This window comes from Actinokineospora sp. HUAS TT18, from assembly GCF_051364635.1.
Classification (GTDB): Bacteria; Actinomycetota; Actinomycetes; order Mycobacteriales; family Pseudonocardiaceae; genus Actinokineospora.
Genome location: NZ_CP195645.1, coordinates 276,650 through 301,185 on the forward strand (window position 1 = coordinate 276,650; position 24,536 = coordinate 301,185).

Genomic DNA, 24,536 nt, shown 5'->3' on the forward strand with positions numbered 1-24,536 from the left:
GAACTACTTCGCTTTGTCCAACTGGCCTTGCACGGTGTCGAGCAACTCGGCCCACGACTTCTCGAACTTGTCCACGCCCTCGGTCTCGAGAACCTGGTACACGTCGTCGATGTCGACGCCGACCGCGGCGAGCTGATCGAACACAGCCTGCGCGGCCGGGCCGGTGCCCGTCACCGTGTCGCCACTGATCTTGCCGTGATCGGCCACGGCGTGCAGTGTCTTCTCCGGCATGGTGTTGACCGTGTCGGCGACGACGAGGTCGTCGACGTACATCGTGTCCACATAGTCCGGGTTCTTCACGCCGGTCGACGCCCACAGTGGACGCTGCGCCCGCGCGCCGTCGGCGGCCAGCGCCGCCCAGCGCTCGCCGGAGAAGACCTCCTGGAACGCCGCGTACGCGAGCCGCGCGTTGGCGACGGCCGCTTTGCCGCGAAGGGCCTTCGCCTCGTCCGTGCCGATTGTGTCAAGCCGCTTGTCCACTTCGGTGTCCACACGGGAAACGAAGAACGACGCGACGGACTCGATCGACTTCAGGTCGTGGCCGTTCTCCTTGGCCTTCTCAAGACCGGCCAGGTAAGCCTCCATCACCGCGCGGTAGCGCTCGACCGAGAAGATCAGCGTGACGTTGACGCTGATGCCCTCGGCCAGGGTGCGGGTGATCGCGGGCAGGCCCTCGACCGTCGCCGGGATCTTGACCAGCAGGTTCGGCCGGTCGACGGTCTTCCACAGGTCCTGCGCCTCGGCCACGGTGGCCTCGGTGTCGGCGGCCAGCCGCGGGTCGACCTCGATCGACACCCGGCCGTCGACGCCGCCGGTGGCCTTCCAGATGTCGCGGAACAGGTCGCACGCGTTGCGCACGTCGGTGGTGGTCAGCTCGCGCACGACAGCGTCGAGCGAGGCGTCGCGGGCGGCCAGCTCGCGGACCTGCTCGTCGTATGCCTCGCCGTCGGACAGCGCGCCCGCGAAGATCGTCGGGTTCGTGGTGACGCCGACGATGTGCTTGTCGCGGATCAGCTCGGCGAGGTTGCCCGAGGTGAGCCGCTCGCGCGACAGGTCGTCGAGCCAGATGGACACCCCGGCGTCGGAAAGCGCCTTCAAGTTGTCGGTCACTTCTGGCCTCCGTTCGCGATGATGGAGCGGCGTGCGGCGGCGACGACGGCCTCGGTGGTGATGCCGAACTCGCGGAACAGCGTCTTGAAGTCCGCCGACGCGCCGAAGTGCTCGATGGAGACGATCTCGCCGGTGTCGCCGACGAAGCGGTGCCACGGCTGGGCGATGCCCGCCTCGACCGCGACGCGCGCCTTGACGCTCGGCGGGATCACGGTGTCGCGGTAGGACTGGTCCTGCGCGTCGAACCACTCGACCGACGGCATCGACACGACCCGCGTCGGCACGCCGTCGGCCTCCAGGGCCGCTCGGGCCTCGACCGCGAGCTGCAGCTCGGAGCCGGTGCCGATGAGCACGACCTGCGGGGTGCCGCCGGTCGCGTCGGCCAGCACGTAGCCGCCCTTGGCGACACCGTCGGCGGCCAGGTCCTTGGTGCCTTCCAGCACCGGCAGGTTCTGCCTGGTCAGCGCGAGGCCCACCGGGGCGTCGGACTGCTCCAGGATCGCCTTCCACGCCGCGGCGGTCTCGTTGGCGTCACCCGGGCGCAGCACGACCAGGCCCGGGATCGCGCGCAGCGCGGCCAGGTGCTCGATCGGCTGGTGGGTCGGGCCGTCCTCGCCGAGGCCGATGGAGTCGTGAGTCCAGACGTAGGTGACCGGCAGCTTCATCAGCGCGGCCAGGCGCACCGCCGGGCGCATGTAGTCGGAGAACACCAGGAACGTGCCGCCGTAGGGGCGGGTGGGGCCGTGCAGCACGATGCCGTTGAGGATCGAGCCCATGGCGTGCTCGCGGACACCGAAGTGCAGCGTGCGGCCGTACGGGGTGGCGTTCCAGTGCTTGGTGGCCGCCGCGACCGGGCCGAACGAGTCGGACCCGGCGATCGTGGTGTTGTTCGACTCCGCGAGGTCGGCCGAGCCGCCCCACAGCTCCGGCAGCAGGCCGCCGATCTTGTTCAGCACGTCGCCGGACGCCTTGCGGGTCGCCACGCCCTTCGGGTCCGGGTCCCAGCTCGGCAGCGCCTCGGCGAATCCCTCGGGCAGCTTGTAGGCCGACGCCCGGTCGAGCAGTTCCTTGCGCTCCGGGTTGGCCTGCGCCCACTTCTCGAACGCGGTCTCCCACTCGGCGCGCGCCGACTTGCCGCGCGCGGTGACCTCGCGGGCGTGCGACAGCACGGCCGGGTCGACCTCGAAGGTCTTGGCCGGGTCGAAGCCCAGGATCTCCTTGACCGCGGCGACCTCGTCGTCACCCAGCGCGGCGCCGTGCGCCTTGCCGGTGTTCATCAGGTTCGGCGCCGGGTAGCCGATCACGGTGCGCAGCAGGATGAACGACGGGCGCGGGTCGGCCTTGGCCGCCTCGACCGCGTCCAGGATGCCCCGCACGTTCTCACCGGACAGCACGGTCTGCACGTGCCAGCCGTAGGACTCGTAGCGCTTCGCGGTGTCCTCCGACAGCGCGATGCGGGTGTCGTCCTCGATGGAGATCTGGTTGTCGTCGTAGAAGACGATCAGGTTGCCCAGCTCCTGGCGGCCCGCGATGGACGAGGCCTCGGAGGTCACGCCCTCCTCGATGTCGCCGTCGGAGGCCACCACGTAGATGTGGTGATCGAAGACACTCTCGCCCTCGGCGGCGTCGGGGTCGAACAGGCCGCGCTCGCGGCGTGCCGCCATCGCCATGCCGACCGCGGAGGCCAGGCCCTGGCCCAGCGGGCCGGTGGTGATCTCCACGCCCTTGGTGTGGCCGTGCTCCGGGTGGCCCGGGGTCAGCGAACCCCACGTGCGCAGCGCCTGGATGTCCTCGATCTCCAGGCCGTAGCCGGAGAGGAACAGCTGCAGGTACTGGGTGAGGCTGGAGTGGCCGCACGACAGGACGAAGCGGTCGCGGCCGATCCAGTCCGGGTCGCTCGGGTCGTGGCGCATCACACGCTGGTAGAGGGTGTAGGCCAGCGGGGCCAGGCTCATCGCCGTCCCGGGGTGGCCGTTGCCGACGTTCTGCACCGCGTCTGCGGCGAGCACCCGGATGGTGTCGACCGCGCGCCGGTCGAGATCGGTCCAGTCCTCGGGCAGCGTCGCCTTGGTGAGTTCGGTCAGGTCTGGCTGGACTTCGTCGCTAACGGACACGGACTTGAGCTCCCACTTCCACATCTGGCGGCGCCTGCACGATCCTCCACCATCGGGCTCTCTAGATCGATCCCACAGGTGGTAACCCGGCTCGACCCGCATGTCATCCCTGGTCCGGTGGTCAGCGTAGTCCGCGCCGTCCGGGAGTGTGATTCGTGACCGAATCCCGGGCCCACCAGGCCACCCGATACGGGTACCCATAAGCCACGCGGTTAACATTTCCCACGGTGTCGCGAGACTTCCCGCGGCCCGGACGCAACCGCCGTGACCGGCGTCTCACCTGGTCACCGGCTGACTTGAGGAGCGCGATGTCGTCGGTGACCCCCGTGCCCGCCGACGCCCGCCCAGCGCAGGCGCCGAGCCGAGCCGAGGTGGTCAAGGCCTACGTGGCGCTGACCAAGCCGCGCATCATCGAGTTGCTGCTGGTCACGACGGTGCCCGCGATGCTGCTCGCGCAGCGCGGCATCCCGTCGCCGTGGCTGGTGCTCACCACGCTCTTCGGCGGCACGCTGGCCGCGGGCAGCGCGAACGCGCTCAACTGCGTGGTCGACGCCGACATCGACGCGCTGATGAAGCGGACCAAGCAGCGCCCGCTCGCCCAGCACGTCGTGCCCAAGCGCAACGCGCTGGTCTTCGGCCTGATCCTCGGCGTGGTCTCCTTCGCCTGGCTCTGGGCCACCACGAACCTGCTCGCCGCGGCCATGGCCGTCGGCGCGATCCTGTTCTACGTCCTCGTCTACACGATGATCCTCAAGCGGCGGACGTCGCAGAACATCGTGTGGGGCGGGGCGGCCGGGTGCATGCCCGTGGTCATCGGCTGGTCCGCGGTGACCGGCGACGTCGGCTGGCCCGCGTGGGTCATGTTCGGCGTGATCTTCTTCTGGACCCCGCCGCACTTCTGGGCGCTGGCGATGAAGTTTCGCGACGACTACGCCGCCGCGGGCGTGCCGATGCTGCCCGTGGTCGCCACGCCGCAGCAGGTGTCCAAGCAGATCGTCGTCTACTCGTGGGTGATGGTGGCCTGGACGCTGCTGCTGGTCCCGGCGACCGGGTGGGTCTACGCGGCGTTCTCCGCGCTCGCGGGCCTGTGGTTCCTGATCTACGCGCACAAGCTGCACAACGCGGTGCGCCGCGACGAGCCCAGCAACCCGATGAAGCTGTTCCACCTCTCGAACAGCTACCTGACGCTGGTGTTCGTCGCGCTCGCCGTCGACTCCGCGCTGGCGCTCCCCGTCACCGGGTGGCCGTTCTAATCCGGTAGCCGGACTCCGGTCAGGGTGTCGAACAGGTGCACCTGGCTCGGGTCGATCCCGAGCCCGACCTGCATGCCCCGGCCCGGCACGTTCCGCCGGTCGCAGCGCGCGACCAGGGTGATGTCGCCGTACGGGGTGTTGGCGGTCAGGTACAGGTAGTTGTCCTCGCCGAGTTCCTCGACGGCCTCGACGGTGGCGTTGATGCCCTGGCCCGCGCCGACGACCCGCAGGCCGCTCGGCCGCAGCCCGACCGTGATCGCCTTGCTCTTGAGCGCGGCACGCTGGCGCGGGGTGGTCGGCAGGTCGTAGGGACCGAACCGGATCAGCGAGCTGCTGATGACCGGCACCTCGACCAGGTTCATCGGCGGCGAGCCGGTGAACCCGGCCACGAACACGTTCGCGGGCCGGTCGAACACCCGGCGCGGCGTGTCGACCTGCTGGAGCTTGCCGTCGTTGAGCACCGCGACCCGGTCGCCCATGGTCATGGCCTCGACCTGGTCGTGGGTGACGTAGACGGTGGTGGTGCCGAGCCTGCGCTGCAGCGACGCGATCTGGGTGCGGGTCTGCACGCGCAGCTTCGCGTCGAGGTTGGACAGGGGCTCGTCCATCAGGAACACCCTGGGCTCGCGCACGATCGCGCGACCCATGGCCACCCGCTGCCGCTGCCCACCGGACAGCTTTGGCGGCTTGCGGTCGAGGTAGGGCTCGAGGTCGAGCATCTTGGCGACCTCGCGCACCTTCTGCGAGATGTACGTCGGCGGCTTCTTGGCCAGCTTGAGCTGGAAACCGAGGTTCTCCGCGACGGTCATGTGCGGGTACAGGGCGTAGTTCTGGAACACCATCGCGATGTCCCGTTCCTGTGGTCTGGCGTGAGTGACGTTCGATCTGCCGATGTGGATCGCGCCCCGGTCGACCTCTTCCAGCCCGGCGAGCATCCGCAGGGCCGTCGTCTTCCCGGAGCCGGAGGGGCCCACGAGCACCATGAACTCACCGTTGCGGATGTCGAGATCGAGACTGTCCAGCGCGGGCGTGTCGGTGCCGGGGTAGACGCGCGTGGCGCCCTGATACGAGACGGAAGCCATGCGCCTGCCCTCACTGCTGCCCGAGTTTTCACTGTTAAGTGTGCGAAAGATGTCAGAAATGTGGGCATTAGCACAAGAGATGTCTAAACCACGGCGGAAAGTAACCGTTCGACGGTCGGGTCGTCCAAGGATTCCCGGATGCAGGACCAGAGTTCCAAATTGGCCGTGGCCCAGCGGGAATAGGCGGCCGCGGCGGCGGGGGAGTAGAAGTAGAACCCCTCGTCGTGCGCGTCCCGCTGTTCGCCGACGATCTTGTCGGCCAACTCGCGCAGGCTGACGCCGTTCTCGGCGAGGTACTTGTGGGCGAGCACGACCGGGGTGACCGGCAGCGCCTTGAACAGGGTGTCGGCGTCGCTGAGGGCCTGCGCCTCCAGGGAGATGTCGCGGTGCCGGGTGCGCATCTCGGCCTCGTCGACCAGCGCGTCGATCCACTCGATCGTGTGGCGCCGCAGCCCGGCGTCGGTGAGGATCGCGCGGCGCAGGTCGCTGCCCGCCGCGGCCGCCGAGTTGCGGCGGACCAGGTAGTTGACGTCGTGCACCAGGGCGGCGGTCTCCACCACGGCGGTGTCGGAGCCGTTCAGCCGGGAGAACTCGACGGCTTTGTCGCGCACGAAGCTGACGTGGTGCCAGCCGTGGAACGGCAGGCTGTCGCGCAGGCAGAGCGCGTGCACCCGGTTCTCGACATAGGCGATGGCGGTGGCGCTGATCGTGGACAAGGGAACCCCTCCCGAGCGGTGGGAAAGTCGGGTGGGGTGATGGTAGGTGGTTTCAGATGCGGCTGGTCAGGTCCTCCAGTCGGGATTCGACGGGCACGTGCCGGTGCCCGATGCGGGTGGCCGGGTCGAACGACAGGCTGGCGCGGGTGACCGGGCGAGACTTCACCAGGAACGTCATCGTCGAGTCGGCCGCGCGGGGGATGCGGTGGAACTCGTCGGCCAGCAGGTAGCCGGAGTCGCCCGCGCGGCACTCCGTGGCGCGCAGCAGGGTGGCCGAGGTGATCAGGCCGGTGTCGGGGTCCACCGAGGTCGCGTAGCGCTCGTGCAGGTAGCCGCCGCTCAGGATGACCGTGCAGAAGTGGTAGCGGTGGTTGTGGACCGAGTCGGCGTAGCCGGGGCGCCAGTCGGACTGTGGTTTGTACTCGTGCAGCCAGAACGTGAACGGTTCGGCCGCGCGGTCGCGCAGGCACCAGGCGAAGTGGGTGGTCGTCTCGCGGGAGTGGGCGATCAGCGCGGCGGCGCGGTCCGGGCCGAGGCTGAGCAGGTGGGCGCGCAGCACCGATCTCAGCGCTGGTCCGTCCACCCACGAGCCGAAAGTGGCGTGGACCGCGGGCCAGCGGCGCACGTGGCGCATCCGGTCGGCGAGTTCGGACAGCGCGGTGGACAACTTGGCTCAGCCCTTCAATTCGGCTTTCGCGGAGAACTCGTGCCGGAAGGTGTGGAACTTGGCCTCCAGGGCACGGAACTTGTGGTCGGTCAGCGTGGTCCCGGTGACCTTCGCGAAGTGCGCGAGGAACTCCGCGCGACTGGTGTCCGGGGTGATCTGGAACCTGCCCGCGTCGCGGGCGGCGCGCAGCCTGCTGAAGTCGGCGCGCTCCATCGCGTAGATGAACGACCCCTCCGAGAACCGCAGCGTGCGCGGGTACAGCGAGGCGACCCCGGCGACGTCGCTGTAGAGCGTCACCCAGACGCTGTCGTCGAACATCTCCACACGATCCAGCGGCGGGTCGGCGATCACCGTCACGTCGATCACCGTGCACCGCGCCCGCGCCAGGTACAGCCCGACCAGCCCGATGCTGATCTCCTCGTGCAGCGTGGCCTGGATCCGCTCGTAGTCGGCGTCGACGCCCGCGTGCCGCACCAGGTGGCGGGCCCGGCCGCTGATCGCGGTGCGCTCGCGTGGGTCGGCGACGACCGCGCGGACCTCCCACTCGGCGTTGGAGTGCAGCAGCCGCACCGCGGCGTAGCGGCCGGAGAAGCCGCGGAACCAGAACTGCCTGGTGGCCTTGAGATCGCGCATCATCAGCGCGTTGAACGCCGGGTCGGGATCGGTGGTCGCCTCGAAGACGTGGGTGGGGAAGAACTCCTGGTTCAGCGACCGGTACTCCGCCGATAACTCCTGAAGCGCGCGCCTGCTCTCCTCGATCACCGGGGTGACCATCGCGCGCTGCGCCGCGCTCGCGGTGACCAGCGTCTGGCCGAACCCGACCACGGCCGACACCATCGTCCCGGTGCCGAGGGCGGCGAGCAGGTTCTTCGGGGTGCCCGGGCCCAATCCGCTCGCCAACCACATCGACGTTCCGGACACCACGAGCAGGATCATGAGCAGCAGACCCGTGCGGGTCCAGAACAGCTCCTTGACGGGGTTGGCCTGCGCCGCGGTGCCAGATGCGGATCCGGCCTGCGCGGGCACGGTGGTCACCTCCTTGGCGGGCACCCGATCGGGCGAATGCTTTCCGTATCCGATCGGGCGCGCGGAGTTACTTTACGCGCAGATCCACATCCGTGGAATGCGAAATTCGGGTGAGGATTCCCGTTCCGGCACACCGGGTGCGGCGGGCTCCGGCCGCTTTTCTAGACTCGGTCACCATGCACAACGTCGGCAAGATCATGATCGCGGCTGCGGTGGCGGTGGGCCTGTCGGCCTGTGCCCCCTCGGAGCAGGCCTCCACCCAGTCCGCAGGCGGCCCGAGCAGCCCGGCAGCCGCCTCGAAGCCCGCCCCGACCACCACCAGCGCGGCCGCCCCGGCCACCACGACCGGTGCCGCCACGGGCCCCGAGTGCACCGCGGACGACGTCAAGGTCGCGGGCGCGGCGGGCACCAAGCCCACCATCACCGTGCCGACCACCTGCGCGCCGCCGAAGACCCTGATCGTCAAGGACCTCGTCCCCGGCACCGGCAAGGAGGTCGTGAAGGGCAGTACCATGCTGACCCACTACCTGCTGGTGACCTGGTCGAACAAGGCCGAGAAGGACTCGTCCTGGTCGCGCAACCAGCCGTTCCCGCTGGAGAACGTCGGCCAGGCCGCGGTCATCGACGGCTGGAACGAGGGCCTCGTCGGCATCAAGCAGGGCGGACGCCGCCTGCTGATCGTCCCGCCGGACAAGGGCTACGGCGCCGACGGCGGCGGCCGCATGACCCCGAACGAGACCCTGGTCTTCGTCATCGACGCGGTCGAGGTCGCATAAGACTTTGAATCCGTCCGCCCCGCGAGCCCTTGGCTCGCGGGGCGTTCTACTTTCAGGGGATAAGCAGCAGTTTCGCGGTCGTCTTGCGGGCCTGTAGGTCCTCGTGCGCCTGTCGGGCGTCCGCGAGCGCGTACCGGCCGCCGATGCCGACGGACAGCGTTCCCGCGACGATGGCGCCGAACAGGTCGTCCGCGCGCCAGCGCAGTTCCTCCTCGGTCGCGGTGTGGTCGGCGAGCTTCGGGCGGGTGAGGAACACCGAGCCCGCCGCGTTGAGCCGCTGCGGGTCGACCGGGTCCACCGGGCCGCTGGCCGCGCCGAACAGGGCCAGCACGCCTCGGCGGTGCAGCACCGACAGACTGCCGTCGAACGTCGTGCGGCCGACGCCGTCGTAGACCGCCGCCACGCCCTCGCCGTCGGTGAGTTCGCGCGTGCGGGCGACGAAGTCCTCCTCGGTGTAGCGGATCACCTCGTCGGCCCCCGCCTCCCTGGCCAGCCGCTCTTTGTCCGAAGTGGACACCGTGCCGATGACCTTCGCGCCGCGCGCCTTGGCCAGCTGCACCAGCAGCAGGCCGACCCCGCCCGCGGCCGCGTGCACCAGGACCGTGTCGACCGAGCGCACCGGGTACGTCGAGGTGACGAGGTAGTGCGCGGTGAGGCCCTGCAGCATCGCCGCCGCGGCGGTCTCCTCGCTCACCCCCTCCGGCACCCGGACCGCCACCGCGGCCCGCACGACGACGTACTCGGCGTAGCTGCCCAGCGCGTCGGCCCAGGCCACCCGGTCGCCCACGGCGAAGCCCGAGTCCTCGCCGACGGCCTCGACCGTGCCCGCGCCCTCCAGTCCCAGCACGAACGGGCGGGGGAGCGGGTAGAGGCCGCTGCGGTGATAGGTGTCGATGTAGTTGACCCCCGCCGCCGCCACGCGGACCAGGATCTCGCCAGGTCCGGGCGTCGGGATGTCCCGATCGGTGTAGGTCAACACTTCCGGGCCGCCGGTCTCGGCGACCTCCACTGCCTTCGCCATGGGACAAGCATGCCCGAGTGGGCCGCCTCATATTGGATGGGTGCGATCACCGCCGAGGTCCTAAGCTCGGCGCGTGGCTGACGAGAACACCGAACCCCAGGTCCCCGCCCAGGCCGTCAAGGCCGCCACCGCGTTCGTCGCGGCGCACGGCGCCCCGACCAAGGCCGTGGTGGAGAACATCGGCCGCAAGGGCGCCCGCGTGGTCCTCGTCGGCGACGACGGCGCCCTCGGCGACGTCATGGTCCCGGCGCCCGCCGCTGGTGAGGCGCTCGTCGCCCGGGTCGATGGCATCGAGCTGTCGGAGTGGGATCGCGAGACGGTGTCGTCGACGAAGATCGGCGCGGGCCACCGCCGCAAGATGGCCGCGCGGACCCGGGGCTGACTCCTGCTTCAGCGCCGTTGAGTCCCTCTCTTTGGCGCAACCGGGGCTTCCTGCTGTTCTGGGCAGGCCAGACCCTGTCGATACTCGGCGGCTCCATTTCCCTGCTCGCCTTCCCGCTGCTCGTGCTCGACGCGACCGGCTCGATCGTGCACATGGGCATGATCACCGCGCTCGCGGGCGTGGTCACCGTGATGACCGGGCTGGTCGCGGGCCACGTCGTCGACACCGTCGACCGCAGGGCGATCCTGGTCTGGTGCGACTGGGCACGCGCCGGGCTGCATGTGCTGATCCCGCTGGTCTGGCTGCTGGGCGAGCCGCTGTGGGTGCTCTATCTCGCCGCCGCGGTCAGTTCGGCACTCACGATGCTGTTCCAGGTCGCCTACATCACCGCCGTGGCCGGGCTGGTCGAGCCTGACCAGCTCACCGACGCCAACGGCAAGCTGCAGAGCGGGTTCGCCATCGCTGCCATCGCCGGCCCAGTGATCGCCGGTCTGCTGGCCGGGGCCGTGGGGCCGCAGTGGGCCATCGGGATCGACGGCCTCACCTACGCGGTCTCGGCGGTGAGCCTGCTGTTCGTTCGGCTGCCCGCCGTCGAGGCCACCGAGCCCGCCGGGATCCGGTCGGGGTTCCTGATCGGCCTGCGGTTCCTGTGGAACCACCGCCTCCTGCGCGCGCTCACGATCTTGCTGACCGCGCTGACGTTCGTGACCATGGGTGCCCGCGACCTGCTGGTGTTCCGCCTCGGCGGCGAACTCAGCCGCGGCGCGTCGACCGTCGGGACGGTGATGGGCGTGGCGATGGTCGGCTCGATCGGCGCGGGCCTGGTCGCCGCCGCCGCGCGCAGGCGGCTGGGGTTCGGGACCTGTTGGCTGGCGTCGGCGACGCTCATCGGCGGCTCGATCGCCGCGTTCGGGCTGTCCGACGACCTCAGTGTGGTCGCGGCGGGCGCGACCGGGCTGATGTTCGGCCTGACACTCGCCGGGATCTGCTCGATGTCGCTGCGCCAAGAACTGACGCCCGCGCCGCTGCTGGGGCGGGTGACGTCAGCGTTCTGGACGGTGCACTACGCCTCGGGGCCGCTGGGCGCCGCCGCGCTCACGGTCGCGGCGGGCCGGTTCGGGGTGGGCTCGGTCGCGCTCGTCGCGGTCGGGCTCTGCGCGGTGATCGTGGCGGCCGGGGCCGCGTCGCCGCTGGCCCGCGGGTAGTCGCGCGTGCCGCACCAGAGGGCGGCGGTGGCGATGATCACCGCCATGGCGCCGAGGACGTGCAGGGACACCAGCATCTCCGGGACACCGGTCCAGAACTGGATGAATCCGAGCGAACCCTGCGCCACCACGACCGCGAGCAGCACGAAGTAGCGGGTGCGGAGGCCGCGGTCGCCGTGGACCAGGAAGCCCGCCGCCAGCAGCATGCCGAGGAACACGAACAGGAACGCGGAGTGCACGTGGGCCATCGTCTCGACCGGGATGCCCAGCCGCGGGGTCTTCGCGTCGCCCGCGTGCGGGCCCGCGCCGGTGACCATGGTGCCCGCGATCAGCAGCCCGGTCAGCACCGCGACCATCGCGATCAGCAGCCCACGCAGTCCGGCCGGGCCGCGGCGGACCTCGGGCCCGTCGCCCTCGTCGACGGCGAACACCAGCAGGACGGCCAGCCACACCATCACCGTCGACACCATGAAGTGCACCGCGACGGTCCACCACAACAGGTCGAGCACCACGGTCGCGCCGCCGATGACCGCCTGGACGATGACGCCGACCGGCATGATCAGCGCCAGCTTCACGTACCGCGCGCGGCGGGGACGGTCGAGGTAGGCCAGCACGAACGCGGCGAAGGCGATGAAGCCGACCACGCCCGTCAGCATCCGGTTGCCGAACTCGATCCACTGGTGCAGCGCGGCGAACTCGGGGTGCTCGACCGGCACCATGCTGCCCGGGTGGCACTGCGGCCACGTCGTGCAGCCCAGGCCGGAGCCTGTCACCCGCACGACCGACCCGGTCACCGCGATCAGCGCCTGCGTCACCACCACGGCGATCGCGACCGCGCGCTGCGTGCGCGCGCTCGACCCGGGGAGACGTTCGATCCGGTCCTTCAAGGATGGCACCCGCCGATGGTAGGCGGGCGTGGCTGAGAGCCCGTTTCCGGGCGCGGGTGAGTGTGTCGGCTCTCGCATCGTGCGCGACGGAGCGAATCCGTTGGCATCTTTGTCCGGAATGCCCACGCAGCGATCATGACCTACTACACTGGGTCGTCAGAGGGCGAACTCCCCCATCGCCTCTCTTCAGCTGCCACCGGGCCGGTTGCGTCCCCCCTCGACCGGCCCGGTGGCAGCGCTCACGATCACGCTCTACCGTTCGCCCCCATGAACATCGTCGTGTGGATCGTGCAGGGCGTCTTGGCCGCGGTGCACCTGGGCGCGGGCCTCGCGAAGCTCACCCAGAAACGCGAGGCGCTGGTCGCCAATCCGAACATGGCTTGGGCTGCGGACTTCACTGATCCGGTGGTGAAGACGATCGGGGCTTTGGAGGTTCTGGCCGCGATCGGCCTGATCGTGCCGTGGTGGACCGGCATCGCCCCGATCCTCACCCCGATCGCTGCCCTCGGCTTGGTCGCTTTGATGATCGGCGCGGCGATCACGCATGGGCGGCGGGGGGAGACGAAGGTGCTCCCGGTACCGGTCTTCCTGGCCCTGCTGGCCGGTTTCGTCGCCTGGCAGCGCTTCGGCGACCTCTGAGATGGCCAGACGCCACGCCTGAAGGCGGTGTTGACGAAGGCCGAGGCGCTGCGCCCGGACGGCCCCGCCCGGCCGGAGAAACTCCTGCTGGCGCTGCTGGCTGAGGGCGGCCTCGGCCGCCGGGTCCTCGCCGCGACGGGGTCGACCCCGACGTGCTGCGCGATGAGGTCGAGTCCCGAGTCCGCACCGGCGAGGGGCTGACCTCGTTCGAGACGCCGTCGGGTGATGTCAACGGTCGAGTACGAGGCGGACGGCTGGGCGGGCACCCACCATCTCCTGCTGGCGCTGCGACTTCACCGGGTGGGCGGCCTCGCGGACGGCGTGAAGCCGAAGGACGTGTGCAAGGAGATCGGCAGGCAGTTCGAGCAGCTATACCGCGAACTCGGGGCAGCAGCGGTGACCGTGGACGTGGCCGACGACCGCTAGACCAGAGGTCTGGTCGTCGGGTGTGGACCCCGCTTCGAGGACCTTGTCGTAGAGGACCAGGCCGATGTAGCGCAGCTGCCGACACAGGTCTCGGCGGACACGGTGGGGATGCCGCCTCGACGCGGGGGAAGCAGAACGTGCACTGCTCGGCATCGCCGGGCGGGGTGGACGTCGAGGCGATGGCGGCGCTGATGACGGCAGTGGCGGCCGATCTCGGCCACGGGCTGCACCAGCCCGGAGTCTACGTCTCCGACCGCGTACTGGCCGATGGCTACGAGCCGCTGTTCATGCCGCCGCGATCGCGGAACTCCCGGGGTGCGTCATCAGGTGGATTCGCTGCCATCGTCCGGGTGATGTATCGGGTCGGAAGTGATTGCCGGGAGTAGGGTCGCCCGCATGGCTGCTGATCAACCGGGCGCCTCACCCTCCGCGGGCCAGAGTCCACAGGCCGCCGCGCACAGCATCTGGTCGTCGTCCGACATCCCTGCGCTGCTCTCCGATCCCGACACCGAGCCGCTCGAACTGGGCGTCAAGTTCACCGCCGACGTTCCCGGATTCGTCACGGGCGTGCGCTTCCACAAGGGCGCTGGCAACGGCGGCGAGCACACAGGTTCGCTCTGGTCGACGGACGGCACCCGGTTGGCCAGCGCCGTCTTCACCAACGAGACCGCCACCGGCTGGCAGGCGGTCACGTTCCCCACGTCGGTGCCGATCGAAGCGGGCAAGACCTATATCGCCTCCTATTTCGCGCCGCAAAGCCACTACAGCGTGACGTACGACTTCTTCACCACCGGCAGGGACAACCCACCGCTGCACGCGCCCGCGTCGGCTGTCGGCGACCCGAACGGAGTCTTCCGCTACGCGGCCACGAGCGGATTCCCCGCCTTCTCCTTCGCGAGCGCGAACTACTGGGTGGACGTGGTGTTCGAACCCGGAACGCCCCCTCCGCCACCGCCACCGCTCGACCAGGGCTTCGGCGGGCCGATCCTGTTGGTGAAATCCGACGCGCGGCCGTTCAGCAGGTACTACAGCGAGATCCTGCGCGCCGAAGGCATCAGCTCCTTCACCACGGTCGACCTGTCCGCTGTCACCAGCGCCGTCCTGAATCAGCACGACGTGGTCGTCCTGGGCGAGATCCCGCTCACCAGCGCCCAGGTCACCCTGTTCACCACCTGGGTGAACGCGGGCGGCAACCTCATCGCCATGCGGCCGGACAAGAAGCTGGCGGCGCTGCTCGGCCTGACCGACCAGGGCACCACCCTCGACGAGGGCTATCTGCTCATCAGCACCGATTCCGCGCCGGGCACCGGACTGCCGAAACTGACCATGCAGTACCACGGCCGGGCGGACCGCTACACCGCACAGAGCGGGACCAAAACCGTCGCCCGGCTCTACAGCAGCGCCACGACGGCCACCAACAGTCCCGCGGTGACCGTGCGCGCGGTGGGGAGCAACGGCGGCCAGGCTGCCGCGTTCACCTACGATCTCGCGCGCTCGATCGTGCTGACCCGGCAGGGAAATCCGGCGTGGGTCGGCGATGAACGCGACGACGATCCGCCGCTGCGCCCGGTGGACCTCTTCTTCGGGGCTAAGCCCGGCGACGTCAAGCCGGACTGGGTCGACTTCACCAAGGTCGCGGTCCCGCAGGCCGACGAGCAGCAGCGCCTGCTCGGCAACCTCATCGCTTTCGTCAACCACGATCGGAAGCCGATCCCCAAGCTGTGGTACCTGCCCAAGGGCCTCAAGGCAGCGCTGGTCATGGCGCTCGACGACCACGGCACCGCGACGGGCACCGCCGACTACTTCGACCTGTTGAAGGCGAACAGCCCGCCCGGCGGCTCGCTGGACCAGTGGGAATGTCTGCGGGCCACCTCGTGGATGTACGTCACGGGCACGACGATGACCGACGCGCAGGCGGCCGCCTACGCCGCGGACGGCTTCGACCTCGGCATCCATGTGGACACCGGGTGCGCCAACTGGACCCCGATCTCGCTGGAGGCGACGTTCCACTCGGAACTGCGTGCGTTCGCCGACAGGTTCCCGAGCCTGCCACCCCAGACCGGCAGCCGTACCCACTGCATCGTCTGGAGCGACTGGGCGACTCAGCCGAAGGTCGAGCTGAGCAAGGGCATCCGAATGGACCTGAACTACTACTACGCGCCGTTCTGGTGGGTCCAGGGCAGGCCGGGCCTCTTCACCGGTTCCGGCCTGCCGATGCGCTTCGCCGACCTGGACGGCACGATGATCGACGTGTACCAGGTGTGTTCGCAGCTGGTGGACGAGAACGGCCTGACGTATCCGCAAGGCATCGACACCCTGCTGGAACGGGCCATCGGCCCGGAGGGGTACTACGGTGTCTTCGGTACCCACTACTACCTCGCGGACGACTTCGGCGCGAAGGCCATCACCTCGGCCAAGGCACGCGGCGTGCCGATCATCACGGCGAACCAGATTCTCGACTGGACCGACGGTCGCAACGCGTCCCACTTCTCCCAGATCGCGTGGTCGGGGAACAACCTCACCTTCACCGCCGAGGTCGACGACCGCACCAAGGGGATGCTCCGCGGGATGTTGCCGGTGCAGTCGATCAAGGGATCGCTCACCGCCATCACGAGGGACGGCGGGAACGTCGGATTCACGCAGGAGACCATCAAGGGGCTCACCTACGCCCTGTTCCCGGCGGCCGACGGCGCGTACGACGTGACCTACACCCCGCACACGTTCCCGGCCTCGTTCCACTCAGCCTCGACGGTGCCCGGCAACCTCACCGCGAGCGACACCTCGGCAGGCGAACTCGGCTTCAAGTTCACCCCCGCGGTCTCGGGCCGGGTCACCGCCGTGAAGTTCTACAAAGGACCGCAGAACACCGGCACCCACACGGTCAGCGTGTGGTCGGCGGGCGGAACCCTGCTGGCGACGGCCACCGCGACCAACGAGACCGCCACCGGCTGGCAGACCGTGCAGCTGCCCACCCCGGTCGCCGTCGTCGCGGGCACCACCTACATCGCCTCGTACTTCTGCCCGGCGGGGCGCTACTCGTACGACTACAACTACTTCGTCAACGCCCGCACCAGCGGCCCGCTCACCGCGCTGTCCTCCGTCGGCAGTGGCGGCAACGGCGTCTACAACTTCGGCCACGCGTTCCCCGACAAGACCTACCGCGCGCTCAACTACTGGGTGGACATCGTCTTCACGCTCTAGACCAGCTTGGTTGTCCGGCTCGCGATAACCGCCGCGCCCGCGCCCCAGACCGCGAGGGTGGCGAAGACCGACCAGTCGGGGACACCGCCGTGCATCAGCGCGGTGGTCAGGCCGTCGGTCAGCGCCGCGGAAGGCAGCAGACGAACGATCGTCGCCATCCCATCGGGCATCGAGTCCGCCGCGACGATGATGCCGCCTGCCAGCAGCAGGACGAACCACACGATGTTGGCCAGTGCCAACACAACCTCAGCCTTCAACGCCCCACCCAGCAGCACCCCTAGAGCGCCGAACGTCAGCGTGCCCAAGATCACCAACAGCACCGCCCACGCGAGGCCCGAAGGTGACCAGCCCAAAGCCAACGCCGTCGCGGCCAGCACCACAAGCTGGATGGTCACCACGACGAGTCCGGCCACGACCCGGCCCGCGACGAGCAGCCAGCGGGGGAGTGCCGTGGCGGCAAGCCTCTTCAGCACGCCATAGCGGCGGTCGAAGCCCAGAGCGATCGCCTGGCCGGTGAAGGCCGAGGACATGACCGCGAGGGCGAAGATCCGGGGCGTGACCGAGTCGACGCGCGGGGCGGGCAGGTCGATGATCTTCAGCAGGCTCAGGCCGATCAGCAGCACCAGCGGGATCAGCAGCGTCAGCAGGATCTGCTCGCCGTTGCGCAGGGTCAGCATCGCCTCGGTTCGCGCGTGCGCGGCGAGCATGCGCAGCGGCCTGCCCGCGCCGGGGGACGGGGTGAACGTGCCGGGCTGGAAGGTGGTCACGAGCGCAGTTCCCGTCCGGTGAGCTCCAAGAACACGTCCTCCAGGCTGCGCCTGCCGACCTGCAGTTCCTCGGCCAGCACACCCTGCTGCGCGCACCACGCCGTCACCGTCGAGACGACCTGCGGGTCGACCGTGCCGGTGACGACATACCCGCCGGGGGTCGGCTCCGACACCACGCAATCCGCGGGCAGCGCCTGCACCAACAGTGCCGTGTTCATCCCCGACTTCGCGCGGAACCGCAGCTGCTGCTCGTCACGGGTCGTCAGTTCGCGCGGGCTGCCCTGGGCGACGACGCGGCCGTGGTCGATGATCACGACCTGGTCGGCCAGTGCCTCGGCCTCGTCCATCAGGTGGGTGGTCAGCAGCACGCTGACGCCGTCGGTGCGGAGGGCGGCGATCAGGTCCCACACCAGGCGGCGGGCCTGGGGGTCCATCCCGGCGGTCGGCTCGTCGAGGAAGACCAGTTCCGGCCTGCCGATCAGCGCGCACGCCAGCGACAGGCGCTGCTGCTGGCCGCCGGACAGCCGCTTGTACGGGGTCCTGGCCGAACTCGTCAGGCCGAGGATGTCGAGCAGCCACGCCGGGTCCAGCGGGTTCGCCGCGCACGCCGCCACCAGCGACAACATCTCGTCGGCGCGGATGCCGGGGTAGGCGCCGCCGCCCTGCGGCATGACGCCGACGCGGGGGCGCAGGCGCTCGCCGTCGGTGCCCGGGTCGAGGCCCAGCACGCGCACCGAGCCGCTGTCGCGGCGGAGGAAGCCCTCGCAGATCTCGATGGTGGTGGTCTTGCCCGCGCCGTTGGGGCCGAGCAGCGCCAGCACCGAGCCCGCGGGCAGGGTGAAGCCGAGCCCGGCTACGGCCTTGGTCGACCCATAGCTCTTGGCCAGGTCGGACACCTCGACGGCGGGCACGCTCACGACCACGAAGCCTAAGGCGTGCCGCTGGTCACGCCATCGCCGGGCGTGCGCGGAATGTGCCGCCACACCACGGCCAGCGCCACCAGCGTCGCCAGCACCGCCGCGACGTAGGTGTAGGGCAGCACGAACACCCGGCCGTCGAACGTCGAGCCGGTCGGCGCCAGCACCACCGCCATCAGCACGCTGACGCCCATCGCGGCGGTGCGGAAGCGGGTGTTGCCCGCCGACGCGGCCAGCGGGACCGCGGCCCACAGCAGGTACCAGGCGTGCACCGCGGCACCGAAGATCAGGATGGCGCCGAGCGCCACGCCGAGGCCGGTCAGCGGGCGCAGCTTCCAGCGGAAGCCGTCGAGCAGCAGCTTCGCCGCGATGACCGGGCCGAGGATCGTGCCGAACATCCTGGCGACGCTGATCGCGGCGTCGATGTGGTTGCCCAGGCCCATGATGATCCCGAGGCCGCCCGCGCCGTAGCCGAGCGCGGTCATCGGGGCCATCCAGCTCTTGATGGTCGACGCGGTGTTCAGCGTGCTCACCCAGCCGTAGCCGAGGCCGCTGCCGAACGACGCCGCGCTCAGCACGACCAGGAACACGACCCCGAGCCCGCCTGCGACCTGGAACAGGTGTTTCCACCGGCCGCCCATCCGCCGGGCGATCATCACCCCCAGGAAGCCCAGGGCCAGCGCGGCCGGGATCTTCACCGCCGCGCCGAGCGTGATCACCGCCGCGCCGATGGCGTACCAGCGCAGTTCGCCAGGCTGCCACGGCGGGAACGGGCCGTCGGGTGTGACCTTCGCCATCCGGCTCAGGGCCAGCTCGAACCCGACCATCATCAAACCGATGGCCAGCGACTCGTTGTGCACGCCGACGACCAGGTGGAACAGCACCAGCGGGTTCGCCGCGCCCAGCCACAGCGCGCTCACCGGGCTCACCCCGAACCGCCGCGCCAGCCGGGGCAGCGACCACACGATCATCGCCAGCCCGATCAGCGCGAGCAGCCGGTGCATGGCCACACCCATGACCACGTGGTCGCCGGTCAGCCAGTTGATGGCCCGCCCGAGCACCAGGAACAGCGGCCCGTACGGCGACGGCGTCTCCCGCCACACCGTCGGCACACCCTGCGTGAGCGGGTGCTCCACACCGAGTGCCTGCGCCGGTCCCAGCGTGTACGGATCCATGCCGCGCGCGACGATCTCGCTCTGCGCCAGGTAGCTGTAGACGTCGCGGCTGAAGCTGGGGACGGTGAACACCAGCGGCGCGATCCACATCGCCAGCGTGCGGCCCATCTGCGACACCGACATGACCCGCACCCGGCCCGGCCGCGACAGTCTGCCCAGGCCCAGCCAGGCCAGCACGATCATGAACACACCGGTGAACGCGAAGGCCATCGAGACCGTGGTCATCCGGCTGAACAGGTTCAGCACCGGGATCCGCAGCACCGGGCTGAACACCGGCGCCGCGCCCGCGCCCAGCGAGCCGATGGCGAGCAGGAGCGCTCCGACCGTGCCGAATCGCCGAATGACATCGAGCTGCCTGCGCTCGGCCGCGTTCAACACGCCCGCGTCGTCATCAGGCACATGCACGCGCTGCCCCACCTCTGCCGCCACCACTCGGGAAAGGTATCGAACCGTTCGAGGTTCTGTGCTCCAACCTGTGTGAATGCGCTGTCTGGGGTCTTCGCGCCGGTTTGGAGCGTGACGTCGGTGTGGCCGGTTGCCTGGCGTTCGCAGAGCCATCTGGACCGGCGCCGGGCCGCGAGGTCCTAGTTCATGGCAGACGCGCGGGGTGTCGTGAACGGTATCCATGACCTGCGGTTCGGTGAGGCCGGTCACCCGGCTTTGCCCCCAGCGAGGAAATAAGACACACTTGTGTTGTGAAAAAGACCGCCCCCGCTCCGCGCACCCCCGAGGAGACCCTCAGTCTCCCCGTGGGCGGGTCCCACGACGGGCGCACCCGCGTCAGCGTGGCCCGGTTGCTGCTGGAACAGGGGCCGATCGCGGCGGTCGCCGTCGCCGACGCGCTGGGGCTTAGCCCGGCCGCCGTGCGCAGGCACCTCGACGCGCTCGTCGCCGACGGGGAGGCCCACACCCGCGACGCTCCCAGGCTGGGGCACCGCGGGCGAGGCCGACCGGCCAAGCTCTACCTGCTCACCGAGTCCGGCCGGGCCCGCTTCGGCCACGCCTACGACGACCTCGCCATCTCGGCGCTGCGGTTCCTCGCCGAGACCGGGGGCGACGACGCCGTGCGCGCGTTCGCCGAGCGGCGAATGGCCACGCTGGTCGACCGCCACCGCGTCGCGGTGACGTCCCCGGCCACGCCGGACGCCAGGGCGCAGGCCCTGGCCGTCGCCCTGACCCGGGAGGGTTACGCTGCGTCGACACGCAGTGTGGGTACCGGCGAGCAGCTCTGCCAACACCACTGTCCCGTCGCGCACGTCGCGGCGGAGTTCCCCCAGCTGTGCGAGGTCGAGACGGCGGCGTTCGCCGCCCTCCTCGGCACCCACGTGCAGCGACTGGCGACAATCGCGAACGGTGACGCCGCATGCACCACGCATGTGCCGCTCGCGAGGCCAGGCAGTACCGAACACCCCGTTCCGCATGGAGGGAAGTCCCTATGACTGCCGCTGCCGAGCAGCGCACCACCACGCAGCTGACCCAAGACGAGACGATTGACTCGCTGGGTCGCTACGAATACGGCTGGGCCGACGCCGATGTCGCGGGTGCCACCGCGCAGCGAGGGCTGTCCGAGGCCGTCGTCAGGGACATCTCGGCGAAGAAGAGCGAGCCGGAGTGGATGCTGGAGTCCCGCCTCAAGGGCCTGCAGCTCTTCGACCGCAAGCCCATGCCGAGCTGGGGCGCCGACCTGTCGGGCATCGACTTCGACAACATCAAGTACTTCGTGCGGTCCACCGAGAAGCAGGCCCAGTCCTGGGAGGACCTGCCGGAGGACATCAAGAACACCTACGACAAGCTGGGCATCCCGGAGGCCGAGAAGGCCCGCCTGGTGGCCGGTGTCGCGGCGCAGTACGAGTCCGAGGTCGTCTACCACGCGATCAACGAGGAGCTCGAGAAGCAGGGTGTCATCTTCCTCGACACCGACACCGCGCTGAAGGAGCACCCGGAGCTGTTCGCCGAGTACTACGGCTCGGTGATCCCGCACGGCGACAACAAGTTCTCCGCGCTCAACGGCGCCGTGTGGTCGGGCGGCTCGTTCATCTACGTGCCGAAGGGCGTGCACGTCGAGATCCCGCTGCAGGCCTACTTCCGGATCAACACCGAGAACATGGGCCAGTTCGAGCGCACGCTGATCATCGTCGACGAGGGTGCCTACGTGCACTACGTCGAGGGCTGCACCGCGCCGATCTACTCGTCGGACTCGCTGCACTCCGCGGTCGTGGAGATCATCGTCAAGAAGGGCGGCCGCTGCCGCTACACGACCATCCAGAACTGGTCGAACAACGTCTACAACCTGGTCACCAAGCGCGCCAAGGCCGAAGAGGGCGCGACCATGGAGTGGATCGACGGCAACATCGGCTCCAAGGTCACCATGAAGTACCCGGCGGTGTTCCTCATGGGCGAGCACGCGCACGGTGAGGTCCTCTCGATCGCGTTCGCGGGCGAGGGTCAGCACCAGGACGCGGGCGCCAAGATGGTCCACCTCGCCCCGCACACCACCTCGAAGATCGAGTCGAAGTCGGTGGCGCGCGGCGGCGGCCGCACGTCCTACCGCGGCCTGGTCCAGGTGAACAAGCGGGCGCACCACGCCAAGTCCACGGTCAAGTGCGACGCGCTGCTGGTCGACACGATCAGCCGCTCCGACACCTACCCGTACGTCGACATCCGCGAGGACGACGTGCAGATGGGCCACGAGGCCACGGTGTCGAAGGTCAGCGACGACCAGCTGTTCTACCTGATGTCGCGCGGCCTCACCGAGGACGAGGCCATGGCCATGATCGTGCGCGGGTTCGTCGAGCCCATCGCGCGCGAACTGCCCATGGAGTACGCACTCGAACTGAACCGCCTGATCGAACTGCAGATGGAAGGGGCCGTCGGCTAAATGACCGCCGCTGTTGAAAACCCGCGCTCGCAGGGGGCGCGGGTTCCCGAGGCGTCGCGCGCCGAGTGGTTCTCGTCCTACGACGTCAACGCCTTCGAGGTGCCCACCGGCCGCGAGGAGATCTGGCGCTTCACGCCGATGAAGCGCATCGCCGGCCTGCACACCGGTGTCGAGGCGACCGGCGCGGCGACCATCGAGGTCGATGCGCCCGCCGAGGTCACCGTCGAGACGGTCGACCGCGCCGACGCGCGGCTCGGCCAGGCCGGTGTCCCGGCCGACCGGGTCGCCGCGCAGGCCTACAGCTCGTTCGAGAAGGCCACCGTGCTGACCGTCGGCAAGGAGGCCCGCGCGTCCGCGCCGGTCACCGTGACCGTCACCGGTCCCGGTGAGGGCAAGGTCGCCTACGGGCACCTGCAGATCCGCGCCGAGATCTACGCCGAGGCCGTCGTGGTCATCGACCACCGCGGCTCCGGGGTGTACGCCGACAACGTCGAGTTCGTCGTCGGCGAGGGCGCCAAGCTCACCGTGGTGTCCATTCAGGACTGGGCGGACGACGCGGTGCACCTTTCCGCGCACCACGCCAAGATCGGCCGCGACGCCGTCCTCAAGCACACCGCGGTCACCCTGGGCGGCAACGTGGTCCGGCTCTCGCCGACCGCCGCGTTCGCCGACAAGGGCGGCGAGGTCGATCTCACCGGCCTGTACTTCGCCGACGCGGGCCAGCACTTCGAGCACCGCACCTTCGTCGACCACTCGGCGCAGAACTGCACCTCCAACGTGGTCTACAAGGGCGCGCTGCAGGGCGAGGACGCGCACACCGTCTGGATCGGCGACGTGCTGATCCGCGCGGTGGCCGAGGGCACGCAGACCTACGAGCTCAACCGGAACCTGCTGCTCACCGACGGCGCCCGCGCCGACTCGGTGCCGAACCTGGAGATCGAGACCGGCGAGATCGCCGGGGCGGGCCACGCCAGCGCGACCGGCCGCTTCGACGACGAGCAGCTGTTCTACCTGCAGGCCCGCGGCATCCCCGAGGACCAGGCACGCCGACTCGTCGTGCGCGGCTTCTTCCACGAGCTGCTCATGAAGATCACGGTTCCCGAGGTGCGCGAGCGCCTGGAGGCCGCGATCGAGGCCGAGCTGGAAGCTGTCGGAACGTGACGCGCGCGTGTGCCCTGGCTGATCTGCTCGACGGCAAGCCCCACGCCGTCGAAGTCGATGACGTCGCGGTCGTCCTGGTGCGCCAGGGCGACCAGGTGCACGCGCTCGCCGACAGCTGCTCGCACGCCGAACTGGCACTGTCCGAAGGGGAGCTGACCCGCAAGGGTCTGGAGTGCTGGCTGCACGGGTCGTGCTTCGACCTGCGCACCGGCGCCCCCTCGTCGCCGCCCGCGACCGAACCGGTCGACGTCTTCCTGGTGTCCATTGTGGACGACCAGGTGCACGTCGATGTCACCACCACACTCAACTAAGGCTTAGGAAACAGACGCAATGGCCACGCTGGAGATCAAGGACCTGCACGTCTCGGTCGCGACCGACGAGGGTCCGAAAGAGATCCTCAAGGGTGTCGACCTGACCATCAAGGCGGGCGAGACCCACGCGATCATGGGCCCCAACGGGTCCGGCAAGTCCACCCTGTCCTACGCCATCGCCGGTCACCCCAAGTACCAGGTGACCTCGGGCACGGTCACGCTCGACGGCGAGGACGTGCTGGCGATGTCGGTCGACGAGCGCGCCCGCGCCGGCCTGTTCCTGGCCATGCAGTACCCCGTCGAGGTGCCCGGCGTGTCCATGTCGAACTTCCTGCGCACCGCGGCCACCGCCGTGCGCGGCGAGGCGCCGAAGCTGCGGACCTGGGTCAAGGAGGTCAAGGCCGCGATGAGCGAGCTGGACATCGACCCGGCCTTCGCCGAGCGCAGCGTCAACGAGGGCTTCTCCGGCGGCGAGAAGAAGCGCCACGAGATCCTGCAGCTCGCGCTGCTCGACCCGAAGATCGCCATCCTCGACGAGACCGACTCCGGCCTCGACGTCGACGCGCTGCGCGTGGTGTCCGAGGGCGTCAACCGGTTCCAGGCCGCCGGCGACCACGGCGTCCTGCTCATCACGCACTACACCCGCATCCTGCGCCACATCACCCCGGACTTCGTGCACGTCTTCGCGGGCGGCAAGATCGTCGAGTCCGGCGGCAAGGAGCTGGCCGACCAGCTCGAAGCCGAGGGCTACGTGAAATATGCCGGGATCCAGGAAGCAGCGACGACTGCCTGACGTTGTACCGGGGTAGTACACAGGTGAGA

General features: G+C 69.7%; 24 protein-coding genes and 1 pseudogene. 14 read left to right on the top strand and 11 right to left on the bottom strand.

What is annotated here, in order from left to right:
• Positions 1-3 precede the first annotated feature (3 nt).
• Both tal and tkt read right to left on the bottom strand, forming a co-directional pair.
• Positions 4-1,110 carry a transaldolase gene (gene tal, locus ACSHT8_RS01360; protein ID WP_436496894.1) on the bottom strand — a complete coding sequence of 369 codons (1,107 nt, stop codon included), beginning with the start codon at positions 1,108-1,110 and terminating at the stop codon, positions 4-6.
• Entirely contained in the window at positions 1,107-3,224 is a 2,118-nt protein-coding gene (tkt, locus tag ACSHT8_RS01365; RefSeq protein WP_436496896.1) for a transketolase, read from the bottom strand. Before tkt ends, tal begins: the two co-directional genes overlap by 4 nt.
• 308 nt (positions 3,225-3,532) lie before the next feature.
• On the opposite strand from tkt, the gene ACSHT8_RS01370 reads away from it, so the two are divergent.
• Entirely contained in the window at positions 3,533-4,477 is a 945-nt protein-coding gene (locus ACSHT8_RS01370) for a heme o synthase (RefSeq protein ID WP_436496898.1), read from the top strand.
• Here ACSHT8_RS01370 and ACSHT8_RS01375 read toward each other — a convergent pair.
• The 4 genes from ACSHT8_RS01375 to ACSHT8_RS01390 all read right to left on the bottom strand — a co-directional run bounded on the left by ACSHT8_RS01375 (position 4,474) and on the right by ACSHT8_RS01390 (position 7,878).
• Entirely contained in the window at positions 4,474-5,559 is a 1,086-nt protein-coding gene (locus tag ACSHT8_RS01375) for an ABC transporter ATP-binding protein (protein WP_436496900.1), read from the bottom strand. The two genes, ACSHT8_RS01370 and ACSHT8_RS01375, sit on opposite strands and share 4 nt — an antisense overlap.
• An 83-nt stretch (positions 5,560-5,642) precedes the next feature.
• Positions 5,643-6,275 carry an HD family phosphohydrolase gene (locus ACSHT8_RS01380; protein ID WP_436496902.1) on the bottom strand — a complete coding sequence of 211 codons (633 nt, stop codon included), beginning with the start codon at positions 6,273-6,275 and terminating at the stop codon, positions 5,643-5,645.
• Positions 6,276-6,327: 52 nt separating this feature from the next.
• Positions 6,328-6,909 (bottom strand): hypothetical protein, encoded by a 582-nt coding sequence (locus ACSHT8_RS01385; protein ID WP_436501961.1) that lies wholly within the window; start codon positions 6,907-6,909, stop codon positions 6,328-6,330.
• 39 nt (positions 6,910-6,948) lie between these two features.
• On the bottom strand, positions 6,949-7,878 hold the full coding sequence (locus ACSHT8_RS01390; protein ID WP_436501962.1) for a hypothetical protein: 930 nt from the start codon (positions 7,876-7,878) through the stop codon (positions 6,949-6,951).
• A gap of 266 nt (positions 7,879-8,144) precedes the next feature.
• On the opposite strand from ACSHT8_RS01390, the gene ACSHT8_RS01395 reads away from it, so the two are divergent.
• Positions 8,145-8,744: an FKBP-type peptidyl-prolyl cis-trans isomerase gene (locus tag ACSHT8_RS01395; RefSeq protein WP_436496904.1), complete on the top strand. Its 600-nt coding sequence runs from the start codon at positions 8,145-8,147 to the stop codon at positions 8,742-8,744.
• A gap of 52 nt (positions 8,745-8,796) precedes the next feature.
• Here ACSHT8_RS01395 and ACSHT8_RS01400 read toward each other — a convergent pair whose 3' ends face one another.
• Positions 8,797-9,765 (bottom strand): quinone oxidoreductase family protein, encoded by a 969-nt coding sequence (locus ACSHT8_RS01400; RefSeq protein ID WP_436496906.1) that lies wholly within the window; start codon positions 9,763-9,765, stop codon positions 8,797-8,799.
• Positions 9,766-9,838: 73 nt separating this feature from the next.
• Here ACSHT8_RS01400 and ACSHT8_RS01405 point away from each other — a divergent pair, with 73 nt between their 5' ends.
• Together ACSHT8_RS01405 and ACSHT8_RS01410 are read left to right on the top strand one after the other, a co-directional pair.
• Positions 9,839-10,147, top strand: coding sequence for a hypothetical protein (locus ACSHT8_RS01405; RefSeq protein WP_436496908.1), 309 nt, complete (start codon positions 9,839-9,841; stop codon positions 10,145-10,147).
• Positions 10,069-11,247, top strand: a pseudogene (locus tag ACSHT8_RS01410) (MFS transporter); the annotation flags it as partial. The gene ACSHT8_RS01405 and the pseudogene ACSHT8_RS01410, both read left to right, overlap by 79 nt.
• Here the strand turns inward: ACSHT8_RS01410 and ACSHT8_RS01415 are convergent.
• Positions 11,211-12,248, bottom strand: a complete 1,038-nt coding sequence (locus tag ACSHT8_RS01415; RefSeq protein ID WP_436496910.1) for a COX15/CtaA family protein — start codon at positions 12,246-12,248, stop codon at positions 11,211-11,213. The pseudogene ACSHT8_RS01410 and the gene ACSHT8_RS01415 sit on opposite strands and share 37 nt — an antisense overlap.
• 258 nt (positions 12,249-12,506) lie before the next feature.
• Here ACSHT8_RS01415 and ACSHT8_RS01420 point away from each other — a divergent pair, with 258 nt between their 5' ends.
• The 5 genes from ACSHT8_RS01420 (at position 12,507) to ACSHT8_RS01440 (ending at position 16,505) form a co-directional block, all read left to right on the top strand.
• Positions 12,507-12,878 (top strand): DoxX family protein, encoded by a 372-nt coding sequence (locus ACSHT8_RS01420; protein WP_436496912.1) that lies wholly within the window; start codon positions 12,507-12,509, stop codon positions 12,876-12,878.
• Between the two features lie 30 nt (positions 12,879-12,908).
• Positions 12,909-13,079, top strand: coding sequence for a hypothetical protein (locus ACSHT8_RS01425; protein ID WP_436496913.1), 171 nt, complete (start codon positions 12,909-12,911; stop codon positions 13,077-13,079).
• A 24-nt stretch (positions 13,080-13,103) separates the two neighbouring features.
• The gene (locus ACSHT8_RS01430; RefSeq protein WP_436496915.1) at positions 13,104-13,304 is read left to right on the top strand and encodes a hypothetical protein; all 201 of its coding nucleotides are present in this window, start codon (positions 13,104-13,106) and stop codon (positions 13,302-13,304) included.
• 164 nt (positions 13,305-13,468) lie between these two features.
• On the top strand, positions 13,469-13,690 hold the full coding sequence (locus ACSHT8_RS01435; protein WP_436496917.1) for a hypothetical protein: 222 nt from the start codon (positions 13,469-13,471) through the stop codon (positions 13,688-13,690).
• A gap of 10 nt (positions 13,691-13,700) precedes the next feature.
• A complete protein-coding gene (locus tag ACSHT8_RS01440; protein WP_436496919.1) occupies positions 13,701-16,505 on the top strand; it encodes a DUF4082 domain-containing protein in 2,805 nt (934 codons plus the stop codon).
• Here ACSHT8_RS01440 and ACSHT8_RS01445 read toward each other — a convergent pair.
• From ACSHT8_RS01445 to mptB, 3 genes are read right to left on the bottom strand one after another with little or no spacing between them, the layout of a single operon-like run.
• A complete protein-coding gene (locus tag ACSHT8_RS01445; protein WP_436501963.1) occupies positions 16,502-17,212 on the bottom strand; it encodes an ABC transporter permease in 711 nt (236 codons plus the stop codon). The genes ACSHT8_RS01440 and ACSHT8_RS01445 overlap by 4 nt on opposite strands.
• A gap of 56 nt (positions 17,213-17,268) precedes the next feature.
• Positions 17,269-18,189, bottom strand: a complete 921-nt coding sequence (locus tag ACSHT8_RS01450; protein ID WP_436496921.1) for an ABC transporter ATP-binding protein — start codon at positions 18,187-18,189, stop codon at positions 17,269-17,271.
• Between the two features lie 11 nt (positions 18,190-18,200).
• Positions 18,201-19,769, bottom strand: a complete 1,569-nt coding sequence (mptB, locus tag ACSHT8_RS01455) for a polyprenol phosphomannose-dependent alpha 1,6 mannosyltransferase MptB (protein ID WP_436496923.1) — start codon at positions 19,767-19,769, stop codon at positions 18,201-18,203.
• A 290-nt stretch (positions 19,770-20,059) separates the two neighbouring features.
• Here mptB and ACSHT8_RS01460 point away from each other — a divergent pair, with 290 nt between their 5' ends.
• The 5 genes from ACSHT8_RS01460 to sufC are packed head-to-tail and all read left to right on the top strand — an operon-like array spanning position 20,060 to position 24,507.
• Positions 20,060-20,803, top strand: coding sequence for a helix-turn-helix transcriptional regulator (locus ACSHT8_RS01460; protein ID WP_436496925.1), 744 nt, complete (start codon positions 20,060-20,062; stop codon positions 20,801-20,803).
• Positions 20,800-22,242, top strand: a complete 1,443-nt coding sequence (gene sufB / locus ACSHT8_RS01465; protein WP_436496927.1) for a Fe-S cluster assembly protein SufB — start codon at positions 20,800-20,802, stop codon at positions 22,240-22,242. The genes ACSHT8_RS01460 and sufB overlap by 4 nt, the downstream gene beginning before the upstream one ends.
• Positions 22,243-23,403 carry a Fe-S cluster assembly protein SufD gene (gene sufD / locus ACSHT8_RS01470; protein ID WP_436496929.1) on the top strand — a complete coding sequence of 387 codons (1,161 nt, stop codon included), beginning with the start codon at positions 22,243-22,245 and terminating at the stop codon, positions 23,401-23,403. It abuts the gene before it with no gap.
• Positions 23,400-23,714, top strand: a complete 315-nt coding sequence (locus ACSHT8_RS01475) for a non-heme iron oxygenase ferredoxin subunit (protein WP_436496931.1) — start codon at positions 23,400-23,402, stop codon at positions 23,712-23,714. The genes sufD and ACSHT8_RS01475 overlap by 4 nt, the downstream gene beginning before the upstream one ends.
• Positions 23,715-23,733: 19 nt before the next feature.
• A complete protein-coding gene (gene sufC / locus ACSHT8_RS01480) occupies positions 23,734-24,507 on the top strand; it encodes a Fe-S cluster assembly ATPase SufC (protein WP_436496933.1) in 774 nt (257 codons plus the stop codon).
• Positions 24,508-24,536: the final 29 nt, after the last annotated feature.

Bases quoted from the DNA above. Each gene is read 5' to 3' on its own strand.
- ACSHT8_RS01370 (WP_436496898.1), top strand. From the start codon at position 3,533: ATGTCGTCGGTGACCCCCGTGCCCGCCGACGCCCGCCCAGCGCAGGCG.
- ACSHT8_RS01375 (WP_436496900.1), bottom strand. From the start codon at position 5,559: ATGGCTTCCGTCTCGTATCAGGGCGCCACGCGCGTCTACCCCGGCACC.
- ACSHT8_RS01385 (WP_436501961.1), bottom strand. From the start codon at position 6,909: ATGCGCCACGTGCGCCGCTGGCCCGCGGTCCACGCCACTTTCGGCTCG.
- ACSHT8_RS01390 (WP_436501962.1), bottom strand. From the start codon at position 7,878: ATGATCCTGCTCGTGGTGTCCGGAACGTCGATGTGGTTGGCGAGCGGA.
- ACSHT8_RS01395 (WP_436496904.1), top strand. From the start codon at position 8,145: ATGCACAACGTCGGCAAGATCATGATCGCGGCTGCGGTGGCGGTGGGC.
- ACSHT8_RS01400 (WP_436496906.1), bottom strand. From the start codon at position 9,765: ATGGCGAAGGCAGTGGAGGTCGCCGAGACCGGCGGCCCGGAAGTGTTG.
- ACSHT8_RS01420 (WP_436496912.1), top strand. From the start codon at position 12,507: ATGAACATCGTCGTGTGGATCGTGCAGGGCGTCTTGGCCGCGGTGCAC.
- ACSHT8_RS01430 (WP_436496915.1), top strand. From the start codon at position 13,104: ATGTCAACGGTCGAGTACGAGGCGGACGGCTGGGCGGGCACCCACCAT.
- ACSHT8_RS01440 (WP_436496919.1), top strand. From the start codon at position 13,701: ATGGCTGCTGATCAACCGGGCGCCTCACCCTCCGCGGGCCAGAGTCCA.
- ACSHT8_RS01445 (WP_436501963.1), bottom strand. From the start codon at position 17,212: ATGCTCGCCGCGCACGCGCGAACCGAGGCGATGCTGACCCTGCGCAAC.
- sufB (WP_436496927.1), top strand. From the start codon at position 20,800: ATGACTGCCGCTGCCGAGCAGCGCACCACCACGCAGCTGACCCAAGAC.
- sufD (WP_436496929.1), top strand. From the start codon at position 22,243: ATGACCGCCGCTGTTGAAAACCCGCGCTCGCAGGGGGCGCGGGTTCCC.
- sufC (WP_436496933.1), top strand. From the start codon at position 23,734: ATGGCCACGCTGGAGATCAAGGACCTGCACGTCTCGGTCGCGACCGAC.